The sequence below is a fragment of the Chelatococcus albus genome (assembly GCF_030067675.1).
GTDB lineage: Bacteria > Pseudomonadota > Alphaproteobacteria > Rhizobiales > Beijerinckiaceae > Chelatococcus_A > Chelatococcus_A albus.
Map to the genome: position 1 here is coordinate 45,665 of NZ_JASJEV010000015.1, position 15,119 is coordinate 60,783.

The 15,119-nt window shown below is 69.4% G+C and carries 12 protein-coding genes; 9 read left to right on the top strand and 3 right to left on the bottom strand.

Annotation, left to right across the window (positions count from 1 at the left end; genetic code table 11):
- Positions 1-104 precede the first annotated feature (104 nt).
- Together QNA08_RS17375 and QNA08_RS17380 are read right to left on the bottom strand one after the other, a co-directional pair.
- Complete coding sequence (locus tag QNA08_RS17375) at positions 105-1,511, bottom strand: HlyD family type I secretion periplasmic adaptor subunit (protein ID WP_283741988.1); 1,407 nt, start codon at positions 1,509-1,511, stop codon at positions 105-107.
- Positions 1,508-3,265, bottom strand: coding sequence for a type I secretion system permease/ATPase (locus QNA08_RS17380; RefSeq protein ID WP_283741989.1), 1,758 nt, complete (start codon positions 3,263-3,265; stop codon positions 1,508-1,510). Before QNA08_RS17380 ends, QNA08_RS17375 begins: the two co-directional genes overlap by 4 nt.
- A gap of 255 nt (positions 3,266-3,520) precedes the next feature.
- On the opposite strand from QNA08_RS17380, the gene QNA08_RS17385 reads away from it, so the two are divergent.
- Together QNA08_RS17385 and QNA08_RS17390 are read left to right on the top strand one after the other, a co-directional pair.
- On the top strand, positions 3,521-4,093 hold the full coding sequence (locus QNA08_RS17385; RefSeq protein ID WP_283741990.1) for a MarR family transcriptional regulator: 573 nt from the start codon (positions 3,521-3,523) through the stop codon (positions 4,091-4,093).
- Between the two features lie 10 nt (positions 4,094-4,103).
- Positions 4,104-5,339, top strand: coding sequence for a glycosyltransferase (locus QNA08_RS17390; protein WP_422679946.1), 1,236 nt, complete (start codon positions 4,104-4,106; stop codon positions 5,337-5,339).
- Between the two features lie 24 nt (positions 5,340-5,363).
- Here the strand turns inward: QNA08_RS17390 and QNA08_RS17395 are convergent, their stop codons facing one another.
- Positions 5,364-6,281 (bottom strand): LysR family transcriptional regulator, encoded by a 918-nt coding sequence (locus QNA08_RS17395; RefSeq protein WP_283741992.1) that lies wholly within the window; start codon positions 6,279-6,281, stop codon positions 5,364-5,366.
- A 178-nt stretch (positions 6,282-6,459) separates the two neighbouring features.
- On the opposite strand from QNA08_RS17395, the gene QNA08_RS17400 reads away from it, so the two are divergent.
- The 7 genes from QNA08_RS17400 to QNA08_RS17430 all read left to right on the top strand — a co-directional run bounded on the left by QNA08_RS17400 (position 6,460) and on the right by QNA08_RS17430 (position 14,899).
- Positions 6,460-7,983: an ABC transporter substrate-binding protein gene (locus QNA08_RS17400; protein ID WP_283741993.1), complete on the top strand. Its 1,524-nt coding sequence runs from the start codon at positions 6,460-6,462 to the stop codon at positions 7,981-7,983.
- Between the two features lie 169 nt (positions 7,984-8,152).
- Positions 8,153-9,070 carry an ABC transporter permease gene (locus tag QNA08_RS17405; protein ID WP_283741994.1) on the top strand — a complete coding sequence of 306 codons (918 nt, stop codon included), beginning with the start codon at positions 8,153-8,155 and terminating at the stop codon, positions 9,068-9,070.
- A 1-nt stretch (position 9,071) separates the two neighbouring features.
- Positions 9,072-9,968 (top strand): ABC transporter permease, encoded by an 897-nt coding sequence (locus tag QNA08_RS17410; RefSeq protein WP_283741995.1) that lies wholly within the window; start codon positions 9,072-9,074, stop codon positions 9,966-9,968.
- Positions 9,969-9,971: 3 nt separating this feature from the next.
- On the top strand, positions 9,972-10,958 hold the full coding sequence (locus tag QNA08_RS17415; protein WP_283741996.1) for an ABC transporter ATP-binding protein: 987 nt from the start codon (positions 9,972-9,974) through the stop codon (positions 10,956-10,958).
- Positions 10,955-11,932: an ABC transporter ATP-binding protein gene (locus tag QNA08_RS17420; RefSeq protein ID WP_283741997.1), complete on the top strand. Its 978-nt coding sequence runs from the start codon at positions 10,955-10,957 to the stop codon at positions 11,930-11,932. Before QNA08_RS17415 ends, QNA08_RS17420 begins: the two co-directional genes overlap by 4 nt.
- Positions 11,933-11,944: 12 nt before the next feature.
- Positions 11,945-13,411: an amidase gene (locus QNA08_RS17425; protein WP_283741998.1), complete on the top strand. Its 1,467-nt coding sequence runs from the start codon at positions 11,945-11,947 to the stop codon at positions 13,409-13,411.
- Between the two features lie 90 nt (positions 13,412-13,501).
- Complete coding sequence (locus QNA08_RS17430; protein WP_283741999.1) at positions 13,502-14,899, top strand: M20 family metallopeptidase; 1,398 nt, start codon at positions 13,502-13,504, stop codon at positions 14,897-14,899.
- The last annotated feature ends 220 nt before the right edge of the window (positions 14,900-15,119 follow it).

Consider the following 15,119-nt stretch of genomic DNA (forward strand, 5'->3'; position numbering starts at 1 on the left):
ACCGTTTTCGCAGGCATTCTCTCGCATAAGCGAAGAGCCCGCCGCGAGGCGGCGGGCTCTTCGCTGGCGTGCCGGGCTATGCGCGTCCGCGATGCCGGGCCGCCTCATTCCTCGCGGAAGGCGCGGTTGAAGCTCTCGGCGATCGGGGCGACGAGATAATCGATGGCGCGGCGCGGCTTGTTGATGACGAGCAGCTCCGCCGGCATGCCGGGGTAGAGCTTCACTGACGGATTGGCGGCGAGGCTCTCGGGCAGGATCTCGGCGCGCGCCACGAAGAACGCCGCGCCGTTGCGTTCGTCGACCTGCTGATCGGCCGACAGATAGGTCAGCCTGCCCGCCAGGGGCGGCTGGGTGCGGTTGTTGTAGGCGGTGAGGCGCACCTGGACGGGCGCGCCGACGCGCACGGAATCGACGTCGCGCAGACCGATCTTGGCCTCGACGACCAGCCGCTCCTGCTCGGGAACGATGTCGAGAATGGCCTGCCCCGGTGCGACGACGCCGCCGGGCGTGCGCATGCGGATGTCGGTGATGATGCCGTCCTGCGGCGACACCACTTCGACGCGCTTGAGCACGTCGCTCGCGGAGGTGATGCGCTCCAGCGTATCGGCGAGGTCGAGCTGGGCCGTCTGCAGGTCGGCCGCCACCTGCTGCTGCATGTCGGTTTGGAGCGACAGGATCTCGAGCTCGGCGGCGGCCTTCGCCTGCTCGGCCTTGGTCCTGCGCGCGGTGAGCTCGCCCGCCCGGCCGGCGAGCTCGCTTTCCCGGGTCTGCAGCTCGGTGAGGCGGGGACGCGGCGCGTAGCCCTTGTCCACCAGGGTGGCGATGGCCTTCAGCTCGCGGTCGAGCAGTGCGGCCTGGCGGTTGTTGGCCTCGGTCTGGGCGCGGCTCGCGGCCAGTTCCGCATCCTGCTGCTCGATGGTCTTGCGCTGGATCTCGAGCTTGCGCTCCAGCATCTCGCGGCGCGCGGCAAAGAGCTTGCGCTCGGCCTTGATGACCTCGGCGACGATGGGGTTCGTCGAGGAGAGAAGGGCCGGCGGGAAGACGAGCTCGGCCGCCCGCGCCTGCTCGGCATGCAGGCGCACGAGGCGTGCCTCGAGGCCGATGCGCCTGGCCTCGAGCTGGGCGAGCTCGGCCCGCGCACGCGTGTCGTCGAGCCGGATGACAGGCTGGCCGGCCCTGACGACGTCGCCCTCCTGCACGAGCAGCGTCTTGAGGATGCCGCCCTCGAGGTGGCTCACCGTCTTGCGCTTCGAATCGACGATGACGGTGGCGGTCGCGACCGCGGCGCTGTCGAGCTGGGCGGAGAAGGCCCAGCCCATGAAGCCGCCGAGGCCGAGGAGGATCGCCGTCAGGCCCGCGACGACGGGCGTGCGCAGCGAGGGGCCGCGCGGCTCCTCGGCCTCGAAGCGATCCGTCCAGGCCATTGCGTCCGGCGGATCGGCGAAGGCGGCCCTGCGCTCGGCCGGGACCGGGCGCGCCCCGGGCCCGACGATCTCGATGTCGCCCTTCACTTCCCCCTCCCCTCGCGTGCAAGCACGGCGACGCGTCCGCCTCCGGCAACGGCCGCAGGCCTTTCGCCGGGATCGATGGTGCCGACCACGGCGGTGCGCGGCCCGAACTGGCTGACGCGCCCGTCCTGCAGGACCAGCAGCTTGTCGGCGATCTGCATGATCGAGGGTCGGTGCGCGATCAGCGCGACCATGGCGCCGCCGGCGCGGGCGGAGTCGATGGCGCGCATGAGCGCCTGCTCGCCCTCGGCGTCGAGATTGGCATTCGGCTCATCGAGCACGATGAGGCGCGGGTTGCCATAGAGCGCCCGGGCGAGGCCGATGCGCTGGCGCTGGCCGCCCGAGAGCACCTGGCCCGCCTCGCCGAGCTGCGTGTCGTAGCCGAGCGGCAGGCGGCCGATCATCTCGTGCACGCCGGCGAGCCGGGCCGCCTCGAGGACCAGGCGCGGATCGGCCTCGCGCATGCGGGCGATGTTCTCGCGGATCGTGCCGTCGAGCAGCGACACGGACTGCGGCAGATAGCCTACCATGTCGCCGAAGGAGCCGCGCTCCCACAGGTAGACGCTGTGACCGTCGAGATAGATGCCGCCCGCCGTCGGCTTGAGCACGCCGACCATCAGCCGCGCCAGCGTCGACTTGCCGGCCGCCGACGGCCCGACGATGCCGAGGACCTCGCCCGGCGAGAGCGCGAAGGAAACGCCCTTCAGCACGGGGATGTCCGATCCCGGAGGCGCGAAGACGAGACGATCGACGATGAGCTCGCCCTCCGTGCGCGGCGTGGGCTTCGTCTCGCGCGCCGGCGTCTGGTTTTCGAGCAGGTCGCGCACCCGGCGCCAGGCGGCAAGGGCGAAGACCCATTGGCGCCAGCCGTCGACCATGGTGTCGAAGGGCAGGAGCAGGCGCCCCATGATGATGCTCGCCGCCACCATCGAGCCCGGGCTCACCTCCTGCTCGATGACCAGCATGGCGCCGGCGGACAGCGCGGCGATCTGCATCATGTAGCGGCAGCTGCGCGTGATCGAAGCGATCGCCCGTCCCCGCCGCGTGCCCATGTCGAGAAGGTCGAGCGTGCGCATCTGGGCGGCCCGCCAGCGGCGCGCCAGGGCCGGCAGCATGCCCATCGCCTCGATCGCCTCGGCGTGGCGCAGGCTCGCGCTGATCTCGCTCAGGCTGTCGACTGCCGCCTCGTTCGCGCGCTTCAAGGTCCGCCGGGTGAGCAGGTCCGACACGAGGCTGAGCACCACGAGAATTGTCGCCGAGACGAGGGCGACGAGGCCGTAGATGGGATGCAGCGCGAACAGCACGGCGAGGAAGATCGGACACCAGATCGCTTCCAGTGGAACGCCGATTGCACTGCCCGTGATGAAGGAGCGGATGTCGTTGAGATCGCGGATCGCCTGGCTCGCCCGCGCGCCGCTGCGACCGAGCGAAGCCGAGACCGCAGCCTGCAGCACCGGCAGGTTGAGCTTGCGCAGGAGCGCGCTGCCCATGACCTGGAACGTCAGCGCACGTACGAAGTCGAGCACGCCGAAGAGCACGAGGGCCACCGCGGCGATGATGATGAGCATCACGAGCGTGTCGAGGCTCTGGCTGTTCACCACACGGTCGTGGACCTGCAGCATGAACAGCGGCACCGTGAGCTGCAGCAGGTTGATGACACCGCTCAGGACGCCCGCATATAAAAGTCCGAGGAAGAAGGCCTTCTGCCCCCCGTGGATGAGGTCGGCGGCGGCGGGCCGGCTTGCAGTTTGTTTCATGCGCTGGTGGCTCCGAGCGATTAGGCGTCAGGCGCCCTCTAATTTTTGCCCGAAAATTCGTGCAGGAATGTGTCGAGAGTCGTTGCGCATGGACAAAGTCTTGCGCATCGTAGAATGGTCGCACGAATTGATACCCATGGACCAGAGCCGACCGCAACTAGAAGTCAAAGAACGAACACCGGGTAATCTAGGGGAAACGCCACAGGAATGGTTCGAAATTCGAATTAAATCTGTGGCGACGTGACGGGAACCAGCATGGAACGCAAGTCGATCAATGAGATGGCCATTGCCTCGGCAGAACCATCGAACGGGCGCGCGCCCTTCGTCCCCGCGCCGCGGGCGAGCGAGGACGCGGGCGACCCGAGCGCGGTCGTGCACCTCGAGCTCGTGCGCTGCATCGAGCGGCTGCATCGCCGCTATCTCGACCTCTTCCGCGTCGACCTGACCCGGCTCGGCGTCGAGGACCTGAGCCCCGCCCAGGTCATGATGCTGTTCACGATCGGCCCCGACGACCTGTCGGTCCGCGACCTCATCGACCGCGGCTACTATCTGGGCTCCAACGCCTCCTACAACCTCAAGCGGCTGGTCGAATCGGGCTACGTGGAGCGCAGCGCCTCCCCGCGCGACCGCCGCTCGGCGCGCATCCGGCTGTCGGAGAAGGGGCGGCAGCTCTGCGACCTGGTGCGCACGGTCGACGCGACCTACCACCGGCTCGTGGCGCGCGACGAGACCGAGGCGCGCGATCTCGACACGACGTTCCGCACGCTTCGCCGGCTCGAGCACATGTGGACGAACGCCCTGCGCTACGGCGAATCCCGAATCGCCTGACCGGCGCATGATGCGGGCGGTTTTCGTCCACCGGCACTTTCCCGGACAGTTCGGCCATCTCCTCCACCGGCTGGCGGCGGAGGGATGGGAGACGACGTTCGTCTGCGAACATGCCGAGAAACACCCGCCACACGTCCGGCTCGTGCGCTACATGACGGGACGGCGGCAGGCGGGCGCCTCGCACAGGCATCTCGTCATGCCGGAGCAGCACCTGCGCACGGGCGAACAGGTGGCGGCCGTGCTCGACAACCTGCGCCAGCGGGAGGGGGCCCCGGCGATCGTCGTCGGGCACATCGGCTGGGGAGGGCTCCTGTTCGCCAAGGACGTCCTGCCCCGCACGCCGATGCTCGGCTACTGCGAATTCTACTATCGTGCCGAGGGCAGCGACGTCGGCTTCGACCCGGCCGAGAGCGTGTCGCTCGACACGCGCATGCGTCTGCGCATGCGTAATACGGCGCAGATCCTGACCATGGAGGCCATCGAGGCGGGCGTCAGTCCGACGCGCTGGCAGCGCCATCAGTATCCCGCTGATATCCGCCGGCGCATCGCCGTCTGCCACGACGGCATCGACACCTCGCGCTGCCGGCCGCTGCCCGGAGTCCGCCTCGCCCTGCCCGACGGCCGCATGGTCGCGCAGGGCGATCCGGTCGTGACCTTCGTCGCCCGCGATCTCGAGCCCTACCGCGGCTTTCCCCAATTCATGCGGGCCGCGGCGCGCGTGGCCCGGCGCCACCCGCAGGCGCTCTTCCTCGTCGCCGGCGGCGACGGCGTCAGCTACGGGCGCCACCGCGAGGACGGGCGCACCTGGCGCGAGGCGCTGACGCGGGAGACCGGCCTGCCACCCGAGCGCATTGCCTTCCTCGGCCGCATTCCCCACGATGCGCTCATCCGTCTGTTCCAGATCTCGGCGGCGCACGTCTATCTCACCTATCCCTTCGTGCTCTCGTGGTCCTTCCTCGAGGCCATGGCCTGCGGCTGCCTCGTCATCGGCTCCGCCACGCCGCCGGTCCGGGAGGTGCTGACGCACGGCCGCAACGGGCTTCTCGTGGACTTCTTCGACGAGGAGGCGATCGCCGCGGCCATTCTCGAGGCGCTGACGAGGGGCGACGCGCTCTCCTCCCTGCGCGCCGGCGCCCGTGCGACCGTCCTGCGCGACTACAATCTCGAACAGTGCCTGACGCGCCAGCTCGGCCTCATCGACCTGTTGACGGGCCAGCGCCACGCGCACCGGGCCGCGGCGGGATGAGCGGCAGGCCGGGCGGGATGCGTGTCAGGCCCTGGCGGGCGGCGGCGGCCCGAGGGCTTCCAGCTCGGCGATGACGAGATCGAGGAACCCTTGCGTCGCGGCCGGCAGGCGGCGGCCGAGCATGGTCTGCACCTGGAGGCTGCGCTCGAGGATGCCGCCCTCCACGAGCGGAACGGCGGCGAGATGGCCGTCACGGACGGCGGCAAGCACGGACACATAGGCAGAGAACATCACGGCCCCGCCCAGGCGGCAGAAATGGATCACGCTCGTGACATTCGTCGAGTTGATGGCGGGCTCCAGTTCCATGCCCTGCGCGGCGCAGTAGTGATCGAGCATCCGGCGGATGGTGGCGGCTCCGTCGAGGCTGGCGGTCGGATAGGCGAGGACCTCGGCCATCGTCACCCGCTCGCGCCGCATCAGGGGATGGTTGGGCGCCGCGAAGGCATGCGCGGGAACGGCACGCTGCCACTGGACCTTCACGCCGGCATCCGCCGACAGGGAAAAGGTGATGCCGATATCGACCTCCCCCTCGCGCACGCATGTCGTCACCTGCGCCGGCGGCAGCACCTTCAGATCGAAGAGCACGCGCGGATGGGCGATCCGGTAGGCGTGGATCATCTCGGGGATGAAGCTGACCGCCATGCCCTCCGTGACGCCCAGGCGCACGAGCCCGCGCCCCGCCGCGCTCAGCTCGCGGATCTCGTTGACGATCTGCTCGCTCTCCAGCGCCGCGCGCTCGGCATGGGAGGCGAGCAGGCGCCCGGCATGCGTCGGCACCATGCCGCGGGCACGCCGTTCGAACAGCGGCGCGCCCAGCTCCTCCTCGAGTTTCGAGATCTGCCGGCTCACCGCCGATGCGGCGACGCGCAGGCGCTCGGCCGCCGCGCTGACGGAACCGGTGCGCGCGACTTCCAGAAAATAGCGGAGCGCCGATTGCTGCATTCGCATTCCCATCGTTGCCGATTCGGCAACGATACATTCGAATCATTCTTATGGAAGCAAGGCCATACTATTGGCACAGTGATCGCCTTGCCGCCTCCAACGGCTCCGAATCGAGCCCCGACGGCGGTTCCAGCAACACAAGAACACGCGTCTTCCAGGGGGTTGGATCATGGGGTTCATGCGGAAAGCCGTCGTCGCGGGCCTCGCCTCGACGGCCCTCGTCTCGGGCGTCCTCACCGGCGTCGCCTTCGCCGGCAAGTCCGACAACACGGTGCGCTTCGCCTATGACCAGGCGCCGGAGAGCGCCGATCCCTTCTTCAACAACGTGCGCATCGGCGTCATCATTGGCCAGCACGTCTGGGACACGCTCGTCTACCGCGACCCCGTCACCAATGAATACAAGGGCCAGCTCGCCACCGCCTGGCGCTGGATCGACGACCGCACGCTCGAGTTCGACCTGCGCCAGGGCGTGAAGTTCCACAATGGCGAGGAATTTGACGCCGACGACGTCGTCTACACGCTGAACTTCGTGGCGAAGCCCGAGAACAAGGTCGTCACCCAGCAGAACGTGAGCTGGATCGAGAAGGCCGAGAAGGTCGACAAGTACAAGGTCCGCGTCACCACCAAGCAGGTGTTCCCGGCGGCCGTCGAATATCTCGCCGGCCCGGTCGTGATCCACCCGAACGAATATTACGAGAAGGTCGGCCCGAAGGGGCAGAACGACAAGCCCGTGGGCTCCGGTCCCTACAAGGTGACCAACTACGTCCCCGGCAAGTCGATCACGCTCGAGAAGAACCCCGACTACTTCAGGGATTCGCCGAAGCCGGCGGCCAAGATCGCCAAGGTCGAGATCCGTTTCATTCCTGACCGGCAGACCCAGATGGCGGAGGCCATCTCGAGCGGCGTCGACCTCATCATGGGCGTGCCGAAGGACCAGGCCGACCAGCTCAAGGCCGCGCCGCACCTCCAGGTCGTCTCCGGCGAGACGATGCGCATCGTGTTCCTGCAGATGAACACGCTCGAAGGCGCTCCCTCCCCTGCGCTCAAGGACGAGCGCGTGCGCAAGGCGATCATCCACGCCATCGACCGCCCGACAATGGTCAAGCAGATCGTCGGCGAGGGCTCGCGCGTCATCGACACCGTCTGCTTCCCGTCGCAGTTCGGCTGCACGAACGACGGTGCGGTGAAATACGACTACAACCCCGCCAAGGCCAAGCAGCTCCTGGCCGAGGCCGGCTACGGCAACGGCCTCGAGCTCGACATCGTCGCCTATCGCGAGCGCAACCAGACCGAGGCCGTGATCGGCTATCTCAGGGCCGTGGGCATCAAGGCCAACCTGCGCTTCCTGCAATATGCCGCCATGCGCGACATCATCCGCGGCAACAAGGCGATGCTGACGCATCAGACCTGGGGCTCGTTCTCGGTCAACGACGTCTCGGCCTCGACGCCGGTGTTCTTCGCCGCGGGCGACGACGACATCACGCGCGATCCGGCCGTCGCCGAACTCCTGAAGAAGGGCGACAACTCGGTCGAGCCGCAGATGCGCAAGGAGGCCTACAGGAAGGCGCTCGCCCTCATCGCGGAGAAGGCCTACGCCGTGCCGATGTACTCCCTGCCGAGCTACTACGTCGCGGCCAAGGACCTCGTCTTCAAGGCCTATCCGGACGAGCTGCCCCGCTTCTGGGAAATGAGCTGGAAGTAGCGCGTCTGCCGCCCGAAGGGGCGATGGCCGGGCGCGCCCCGACCAACGCGCCGCGGCGCATCCGTTCCGGCCGAGGCGGCCGGAACGGAGCCCGTGCGGCACCCCTCCGCCATGAACGCCCGGCCACGGCAGGTGCCGAGATGATGTCCACGCACGCGGATCGATCGCGATGATCGGCTACGTTCTCAAGCGGCTCGGCCTTGCGCTCCTCGTGGCGCTCGCCGTCTCCGCAATCGCCTTCTTCCTCCTGCGCCTGTCGGGTGACGCGGCGACCGCCATCGCCGGCGAGGGCGCCCGCCAGGAGGACATCGAGCTCATCCGCAAGACCTACGGGCTCGATCGCCCGCTCGTCGTGCAGTATGTGGAGTGGCTGTGGCAGACGCTGAGGGGCGACTTCGGCACCTCGCTCTATTTCAAGACGCCGGTGAGCGCCCTCGTCCTCGACAAGTTGCCGACGACGATCGTCCTTGGCCTCACCTCGCTCGGCTTCGCCCTCCTCGTCTCGATCCCGCTCGGCGTGCTCGCCGCCGTCTATGCCAACAGCTGGATCGACCGGCTGGCGCTCGCGATCGCCGTCGTCGGCCAGGCGCTGCCCAATTTCTTCTTCGCCCTCATCCTGGTGATGTTCTTCTCCATCACCCTGCGCTGGCTGCCGGTGTCAGGCTCTGATTCCTGGGCCCATTTCGTGATGCCCACGATCGCCCTCGGCTACTACGTGGCGCCGGCCTTCATGCGCCTCGTGCGCGCCGGCATGATCGAGGTGCTCTCCGCCGACTACATCCGCACGGCCCGCGCCAAGGGCCTGCCGGCGCGCAGCGTCATCTTCAAGCACGCCCTGCGCAACGCCCTCGTGCCGGTGGTGGCGCTCACCGCGGTGCAGCTCGGCTTCCTGCTCGGCGGTTCGGTCGTCGTCGAAACCATCTTCGCCCTCGATGGCCTCGGCTACCTTGCCTACCAGAGCATCACCTACAAGGACTTTCCGGTGATGCAGGTCGTCGTGCTGCTGCTCTCGGTGCTCTACGTGCTGCTGACGCTCCTCGCCGACGTCGCCAATGCCTGGCTCGATCCGCGCATCCGGGTGGCCTGACATGACCGACACCACCCTGTCCCTGCCCGAGGCGCCCGAGCCGTCCCCCGCGATGAAACTCCTGCGCCGCTTCCTCGGCCAGAAGGCCTTCGTCATCGGCACCGGCATCCTCGCCGTCATCGTCCTTCTCGCGCTCGCCGCACCGCTCATCGCCCCGCACGATCCCTATCTGCAGAACCTCGACCTGCGCACGATCCCGCCGGTCTGGTACGAGAAGGGCACGTGGGCGCATCCGCTCGGCACAGACCAGCTCGGGCGCGACTATCTCTCCCGCGTCGTCTACGGCGCCCGCATCTCGCTCCTCATCGGCGTGAGCGTCGTCGTCATCTCCGGCCTCATCGGCACGGCGCTCGGGCTCGCGGCCGGCTACTTCGGCGGCCGGGTGGATCTGCTCGTCACCTTCCTCGTCACGACACGCCTGTCGATGCCGGTGATCCTGGTGGCGCTCGCCGTCGTCGCCATGATCGGCGGCTCGCTGTGGATCGTCATCCTGGTCCTCGGCTTCCTGAAGTGGGACCGCTTCGCCGTCGTCATGCGCAGCGCCACGCAGCAGGTGCGCTCGCTCGACTATGTGGCCGCGGCGGAATCGGCCGGCGCCTCGACGACCCGCATCGTGCTCGGCGAGGTCCTGCCCAACATCGCGCCGCATCTCATCGTCGTCGCCACGCTCGAGGCGGCGAGCGCCATCCTGCTCGAGGCGGCGCTGTCCTTCCTCGGCCTCGGCGTGCAGCCGCCGCTCCCCTCCTGGGGGCTGATGATCTCGGAAGCCAAGGCCTACATGTTCTTCTCGTTCTGGCTCATCGCCATTCCGGGAACGGCGCTGGCGCTCCTCATCTTCGCCATCAACCTCGCGGGCGACGGCCTGCGCGACGTGATCTCGCCGGAAGGACGCGCCTGAGCGATGAGCAGCTTGCAGAACGACGTCATCCTCGCCGTCGACGGGCTGAGCGTCGACATTGCTACCCAGCGCGGCACCCTGCACGCCGTGCGGGACATCTCCTTCGAGGTGAAGCGCGGCGAGACGCTCTGCCTCGTCGGCGAGTCCGGCTGCGGCAAGTCCATGACCTCGCTCGCAATCATGGACCTCCTGCCGAAGGGGGCGACGCGCCGGGCGAGGCGGCTCGCCTTCGCCGGGGAGGACCTCAGCCGGGCGGGCGCCAGGCGCATCAACGCGCTGCGCGGCGACCGCATGGCGATGATCTTCCAGGAGCCGATGACGGCGCTCAATCCCGCCTACACCATCGGCAACCAGCTCGTCGAAGCCTATCGTCTGCACCGCAAGGCGAGTGAGGCGGAGGCGCGCGAGCGTGCCGTCCACCTCCTCGGCAAGGTGGGCATCGCCTCCGCCGGCGAACGTCTCGGGCAGTATCCGCACCAGCTCTCGGGCGGCCTGCGCCAGCGCGTCATGATCGCTATGGCGCTGATGTGCGGCCCCGACCTCCTCATCGCCGACGAGCCGACGACCGCTCTCGACGTGACGATCCAGGCCCAGATCCTGCGCCTGCTCGCCGACCTGCAGCGCGAGCTCGGCATCGCCATGGTGCTCATCACCCACGACCTCGGCGTCGTGGCGCGCATCGCCGACCGGGTGGCGGTGATGTATGCCGGTCAGATCGTCGAGGAGGGCCCGACGGCCGCGCTCTTCGGCAATCCGCGGCACCCCTACACGCGCGGGCTCATCGACTGCATCCCCGTGCCCGGCCGCACGCAGCCCGGCGGCAAGCTCGGCGTCATCCCCGGCGTCGTGCCCTCGCTCGTGGGCGATGTCCGCGGCTGCAGCTTTCGCGACCGCTGCGCCTTCGCGCGCGAGGCCTGCGCCGCCGCGCCGCCCGTGCACCGCGCTCCGGACGGCCAGAGCTGGCGCTGCATCCTGGAGAACGCGGCATGACTGCCCTCATCGAAGCCCGCGCCCTCACCCGGTCCTTCGCGGTCAGCCAGGGCCTGTTCAAGGGCAAGCGCACGCTGCACGCGGTGAACGGCATCTCGCTCGACATCCGCCGCGGCGAGGTGCTCGGCATCGTTGGCGAATCCGGCTGCGGCAAGTCCACGCTGGCGCGCATGCTGCTCGGCCTCCTGCCGCCGAGCGCGGGCGCCATCACGCTCGAGGGCGAGGACATCCGCGCCCTCGGCCGCAAGGCCATGGCGCGGCGCGTGCAGCCGGTGTTCCAGGACCCCTATTCCTCGCTCAACCCGCGCCGCTCCATTGCCTCCATCGTGGCGCTGCCGCTCGAGGTGCACGGCATCGGCACGGCGGCCGAGCGCCGGCGCACGGCTGTCGACATGCTCGACAAGGTCGGGCTGCCGCAGCGCTTCGCCGACCGCTACCCGCGTGAATTGTCCGGCGGCCAGCGCCAGCGCGTGGCGATCGCCCGCGCGCTCGTCATGAAGCCCGAGGTCGTCGTCTGCGACGAGCCCACCTCGGCGCTCGACGTCTCCGTGCAGTCGCAGATCCTCAACCTGCTCATGGACCTGCGCCGCGAGCTCAACCTCACCTACGTCTTCATCAGCCACAATCTCGCGGTGGTGGAGCACATCGCGACGCGCGTCGCGGTGATGTACCTCGGCCGCGTCGTCGAGCTCGCCGAGACCGCAGCGCTGTTCAGCGCGCCGCGCCACCCTTACACGAAGGCGCTGCTCGCCTCCGTGCTCACGCCGGAGCCCGGCCAGGGCATTCCGGAAACGGGACTCGGGCTTGCCTTCCCCGACCCGCTCCATCCGCCGTCGGGCTGCCCCTTCCACCCGCGCTGCCCGGAGCGGCTGCCGCAATGCGCGAGCGTCGTGCCGCCCTTCCTGCGCGACGGGCGCGGCGCCGTCTCCTGCCACCTGCACGGGCCCGCCATGGATCCGGCCGCCGCCCACTGAGGAGAGCCGACCATGAGCCTTGCTGCGACGAAACCCTTGGGAAGCGTGGTGGGCAAGGCGCCGGAGCTCTGCCGCCGCAGCGCAACGGCGCTCGCCGCGCTCATCCGCCGGCGGCAGGTGTCGTCGCGGGAGGTCGTCTCGGCCTTCCTCGACCAGATCGACGCGGTGAACCCCCGCTACAACGCCATCGTCGCGCTCAGGCCGCGCGCCGAAGTCCTCGCCGAGGCGGATGCAGCCGACGCCGCCATTGCCCGGGGCGAGGCGGTCGGCCCGCTGCACGGCCTGCCGCAGGCGATCAAGGACCTCGCGCTCACGAAGGGCCTCACCACCACGTTCGGCTCGCCCCTCTTCGCCGATTTCGTGCCGCCCGCGGACAGCGTCAGCGTCGAGCGCATCCGCAAGGCCGGCGCCATCATCATCGGCAAGACCAACACGCCGGAATTCGGCCTCGGCTCGCACACCTACAACCCGGTCTACGGCGCGACGCGTAACGCCTATGATCCGAGCCGCACGGCCGGCGGATCGAGCGGCGGCGCGGCGGTGGCGCTCGCGACGCGCATGCTGCCCGTCGCCGACGGCAGCGATTTCGGCGGCTCGCTGCGCAACCCGGCCGCCTTCAACAACATCTTCGGCTTCCGCCCGTCGCAGGGGCGCGTGCCGAACGCGCCGGCGCTCGAGAGCTTTCTGTCGCAGTTCGGCTACGAGGGGCCGATGGCGCACAACGTCGAGGACCTCGCCCTGCTGCTCTCGGTGCAGGCGGGCTACGACGCGCGCGCCCCGCTCTCGCTTGACGGGGGCGACCATCGCTATGCGGTGCGGCTGCAGGCTGACCCCCGCTGCAGGCGCATCGCCTGGCTCGGCGACCTCGGCGGGCATCTCGCCATGGAGCCGGGCATTCTCGACCTCTGCCGCCAGGGGCTCTCGCTTCTTGGCGAGATCGGCTGCACGGTCGAGGAGACGGTGCCCGCCTTCGACTTCGAGAAGCTGTGGCGGGCCTTCGTCACGCTGCGCCACCTCACCGTCGGCGGCAAGCTGAAGCCGCTCCATGACGACCCGGGCAAGCGCGCGCTGCTCAAGCCCGAGGCGCAATGGGAGATCGAGGGCGGCTACCGCCTGTCGGCCTACGACGTCTATGCAGCGAGCGAGACGCGCACCGCCTGGTACGCGACGGTGCTGAAGCTCTTCGAGACCTGCGACTATCTGGCCCTGCCGACGGCGCAGGTCTTCCCCTTCCCCGTCGAGGAGCACTGGCCCCGCGAGGTCGCCGGCCGGCACATGGATTCCTACCATCGCTGGATGGAGGTGGTGGCGCCGGTGACGCTCTCCGGCTGCCCGGTGATCAGCCTGCCCGTCGGCTTCGACGGCCGCAGCCTGCCGATGGGCATGCAGCTCGTCGGCCGCCCGCGCGACGACCTCTCAGTCCTGCAGCTCGCGCAGGCCTACGAGCAGGCGTGCCCCTGGCTCGCCGCGACGCCCTAGGCGCCCGGCCGATCGCCCGAAGCGTGCCGCGGAGCCGGCAGGACAGGAGCCGGCAGGACAAACGTGGATATCCGAGGAGAAGAGCCCGACATGACCCGTGAAGCGGCCATCGCGCGCGCCGAGGACTATTTCGATTCCGGCGCCTTCAAGAGCGACCTCGCCCGCCTCGTCGCCATGCCGACCGAGAGCCAGAACCCGGAGCGGGCGGCCGTGCTCACAGCCTATGTCGAGGCGGAGATGCGCCCGCTCCTCCAAGGCCTCGGCTTCGCCTGCCGGACGCTCACCCATCCGCGCGCCAAGGGGCCCTTCCTCTATGCCGAGCGCATCGAGGACGAGGCCCTGCCGACCGTCTTCGGCTACGGCCACGGTGACGTCATCCGCGGGCTCGACAAGGATTGGGCGGACGGGCTCTCGCCCTGGACGCTGACGGAGGTGGGCGACCGCTGGTACGGCCGCGGCGTCGTCGACAACAAGGGCCAGCACGTCATCAATATCGCGGCGCTGCGCGCCGTGCTCGAGACGCGGGGGCGGCTCGGCTTCAACGCCAAATATCTCATCGAGATGGGCGAGGAAATGGGCTCGCCGGGCCTGCGCGAGCTGTGCAGCGAGCAGAAGGACCTCTTCCGGGCCGACATCCTCCTCGGCTCCGACGGGCCGCGGCTCAACGCCGAGCGCCCCACCGTCTTCCTCGGCTCGCGCGGCGGCGTGACCTTCGATCTGACGATCGACGCCCGCGAGGGTGGCCATCATTCCGGCAACTGGGGCGGCCTCCTCTCGGATCCCGCCATCCAGCTCGCCCATGCGATTTCGACCATCGTCTCGCCCACGGGGCAGATCCGCATCCACGAATGGGTGCCGAAGGAGCTGCCCGAGAGCGTGCGCCGCGTGCTCGCGGACTGCGAGGTGGACGGCGGGCCGGACGGTCCGGCGATCGACCCCGACTGGGGCGAGCCGGGCCTCACCCCGGCCGAGCAGGTCTTCGGCTGGTGCTCCTTCGACGTGCTCGCCATGAAGGCCGGCAATCCCGACACGCCGGTCAACGCCGTGCCGCCGCGGGCCTGGGCGCGCTGCCAATTGCGCTTCGTCGTCGGCATCGATCCCGACGAGGTGCTGCCGGCGCTCCGCCGCCACCTCGCCCGCCACGGCTTTTCCATGGTGCGGGTGGAGAAGAGCCGCGACGAGATCTTCCAGGCCACGCGGCTCGACCCGGAGGACGCCTGGGTAACCTGGGCGGTCGACTCGATGCGCCGGACCACGGGCAAGAAGCCGGCCATCCTGCCCAATCTTGGCGGCTCGCTGCCGAACGACATCTTCTCCGAGATCCTCGGCCTGAAGACGATCTGGGTGCCGCATTCCTATCCGGGCTGCTCGCAGCACGCGCCGAACGAGCATCTGCCGGTGGCCATCGCCCGCGAGGGCCTCGCCCTCATGGCCGGCCTCTACTGGGACCTCGGCAACGGCACCACGCCGCCACTGTGCCGCGCCTGAGCCGTACGCAAGGGGGCGGCCCCGGGGGGAGCGCAACCTGACGGAAGAGCTGCGCCTCTCCTTCCCTTGTCATGGCCGGGCTCGTCCCGGCCATTCAGATCGCCGGACGCGGCGCCCTTCCGATCGGGATCCCCGGGGCAGGCCCGGGGATGACAGGTGAGGATCGGCACGAAGCCGGCAAGCTTCGAGGTCGAACGTGACGGCCCCTTGCGCCCGGGGC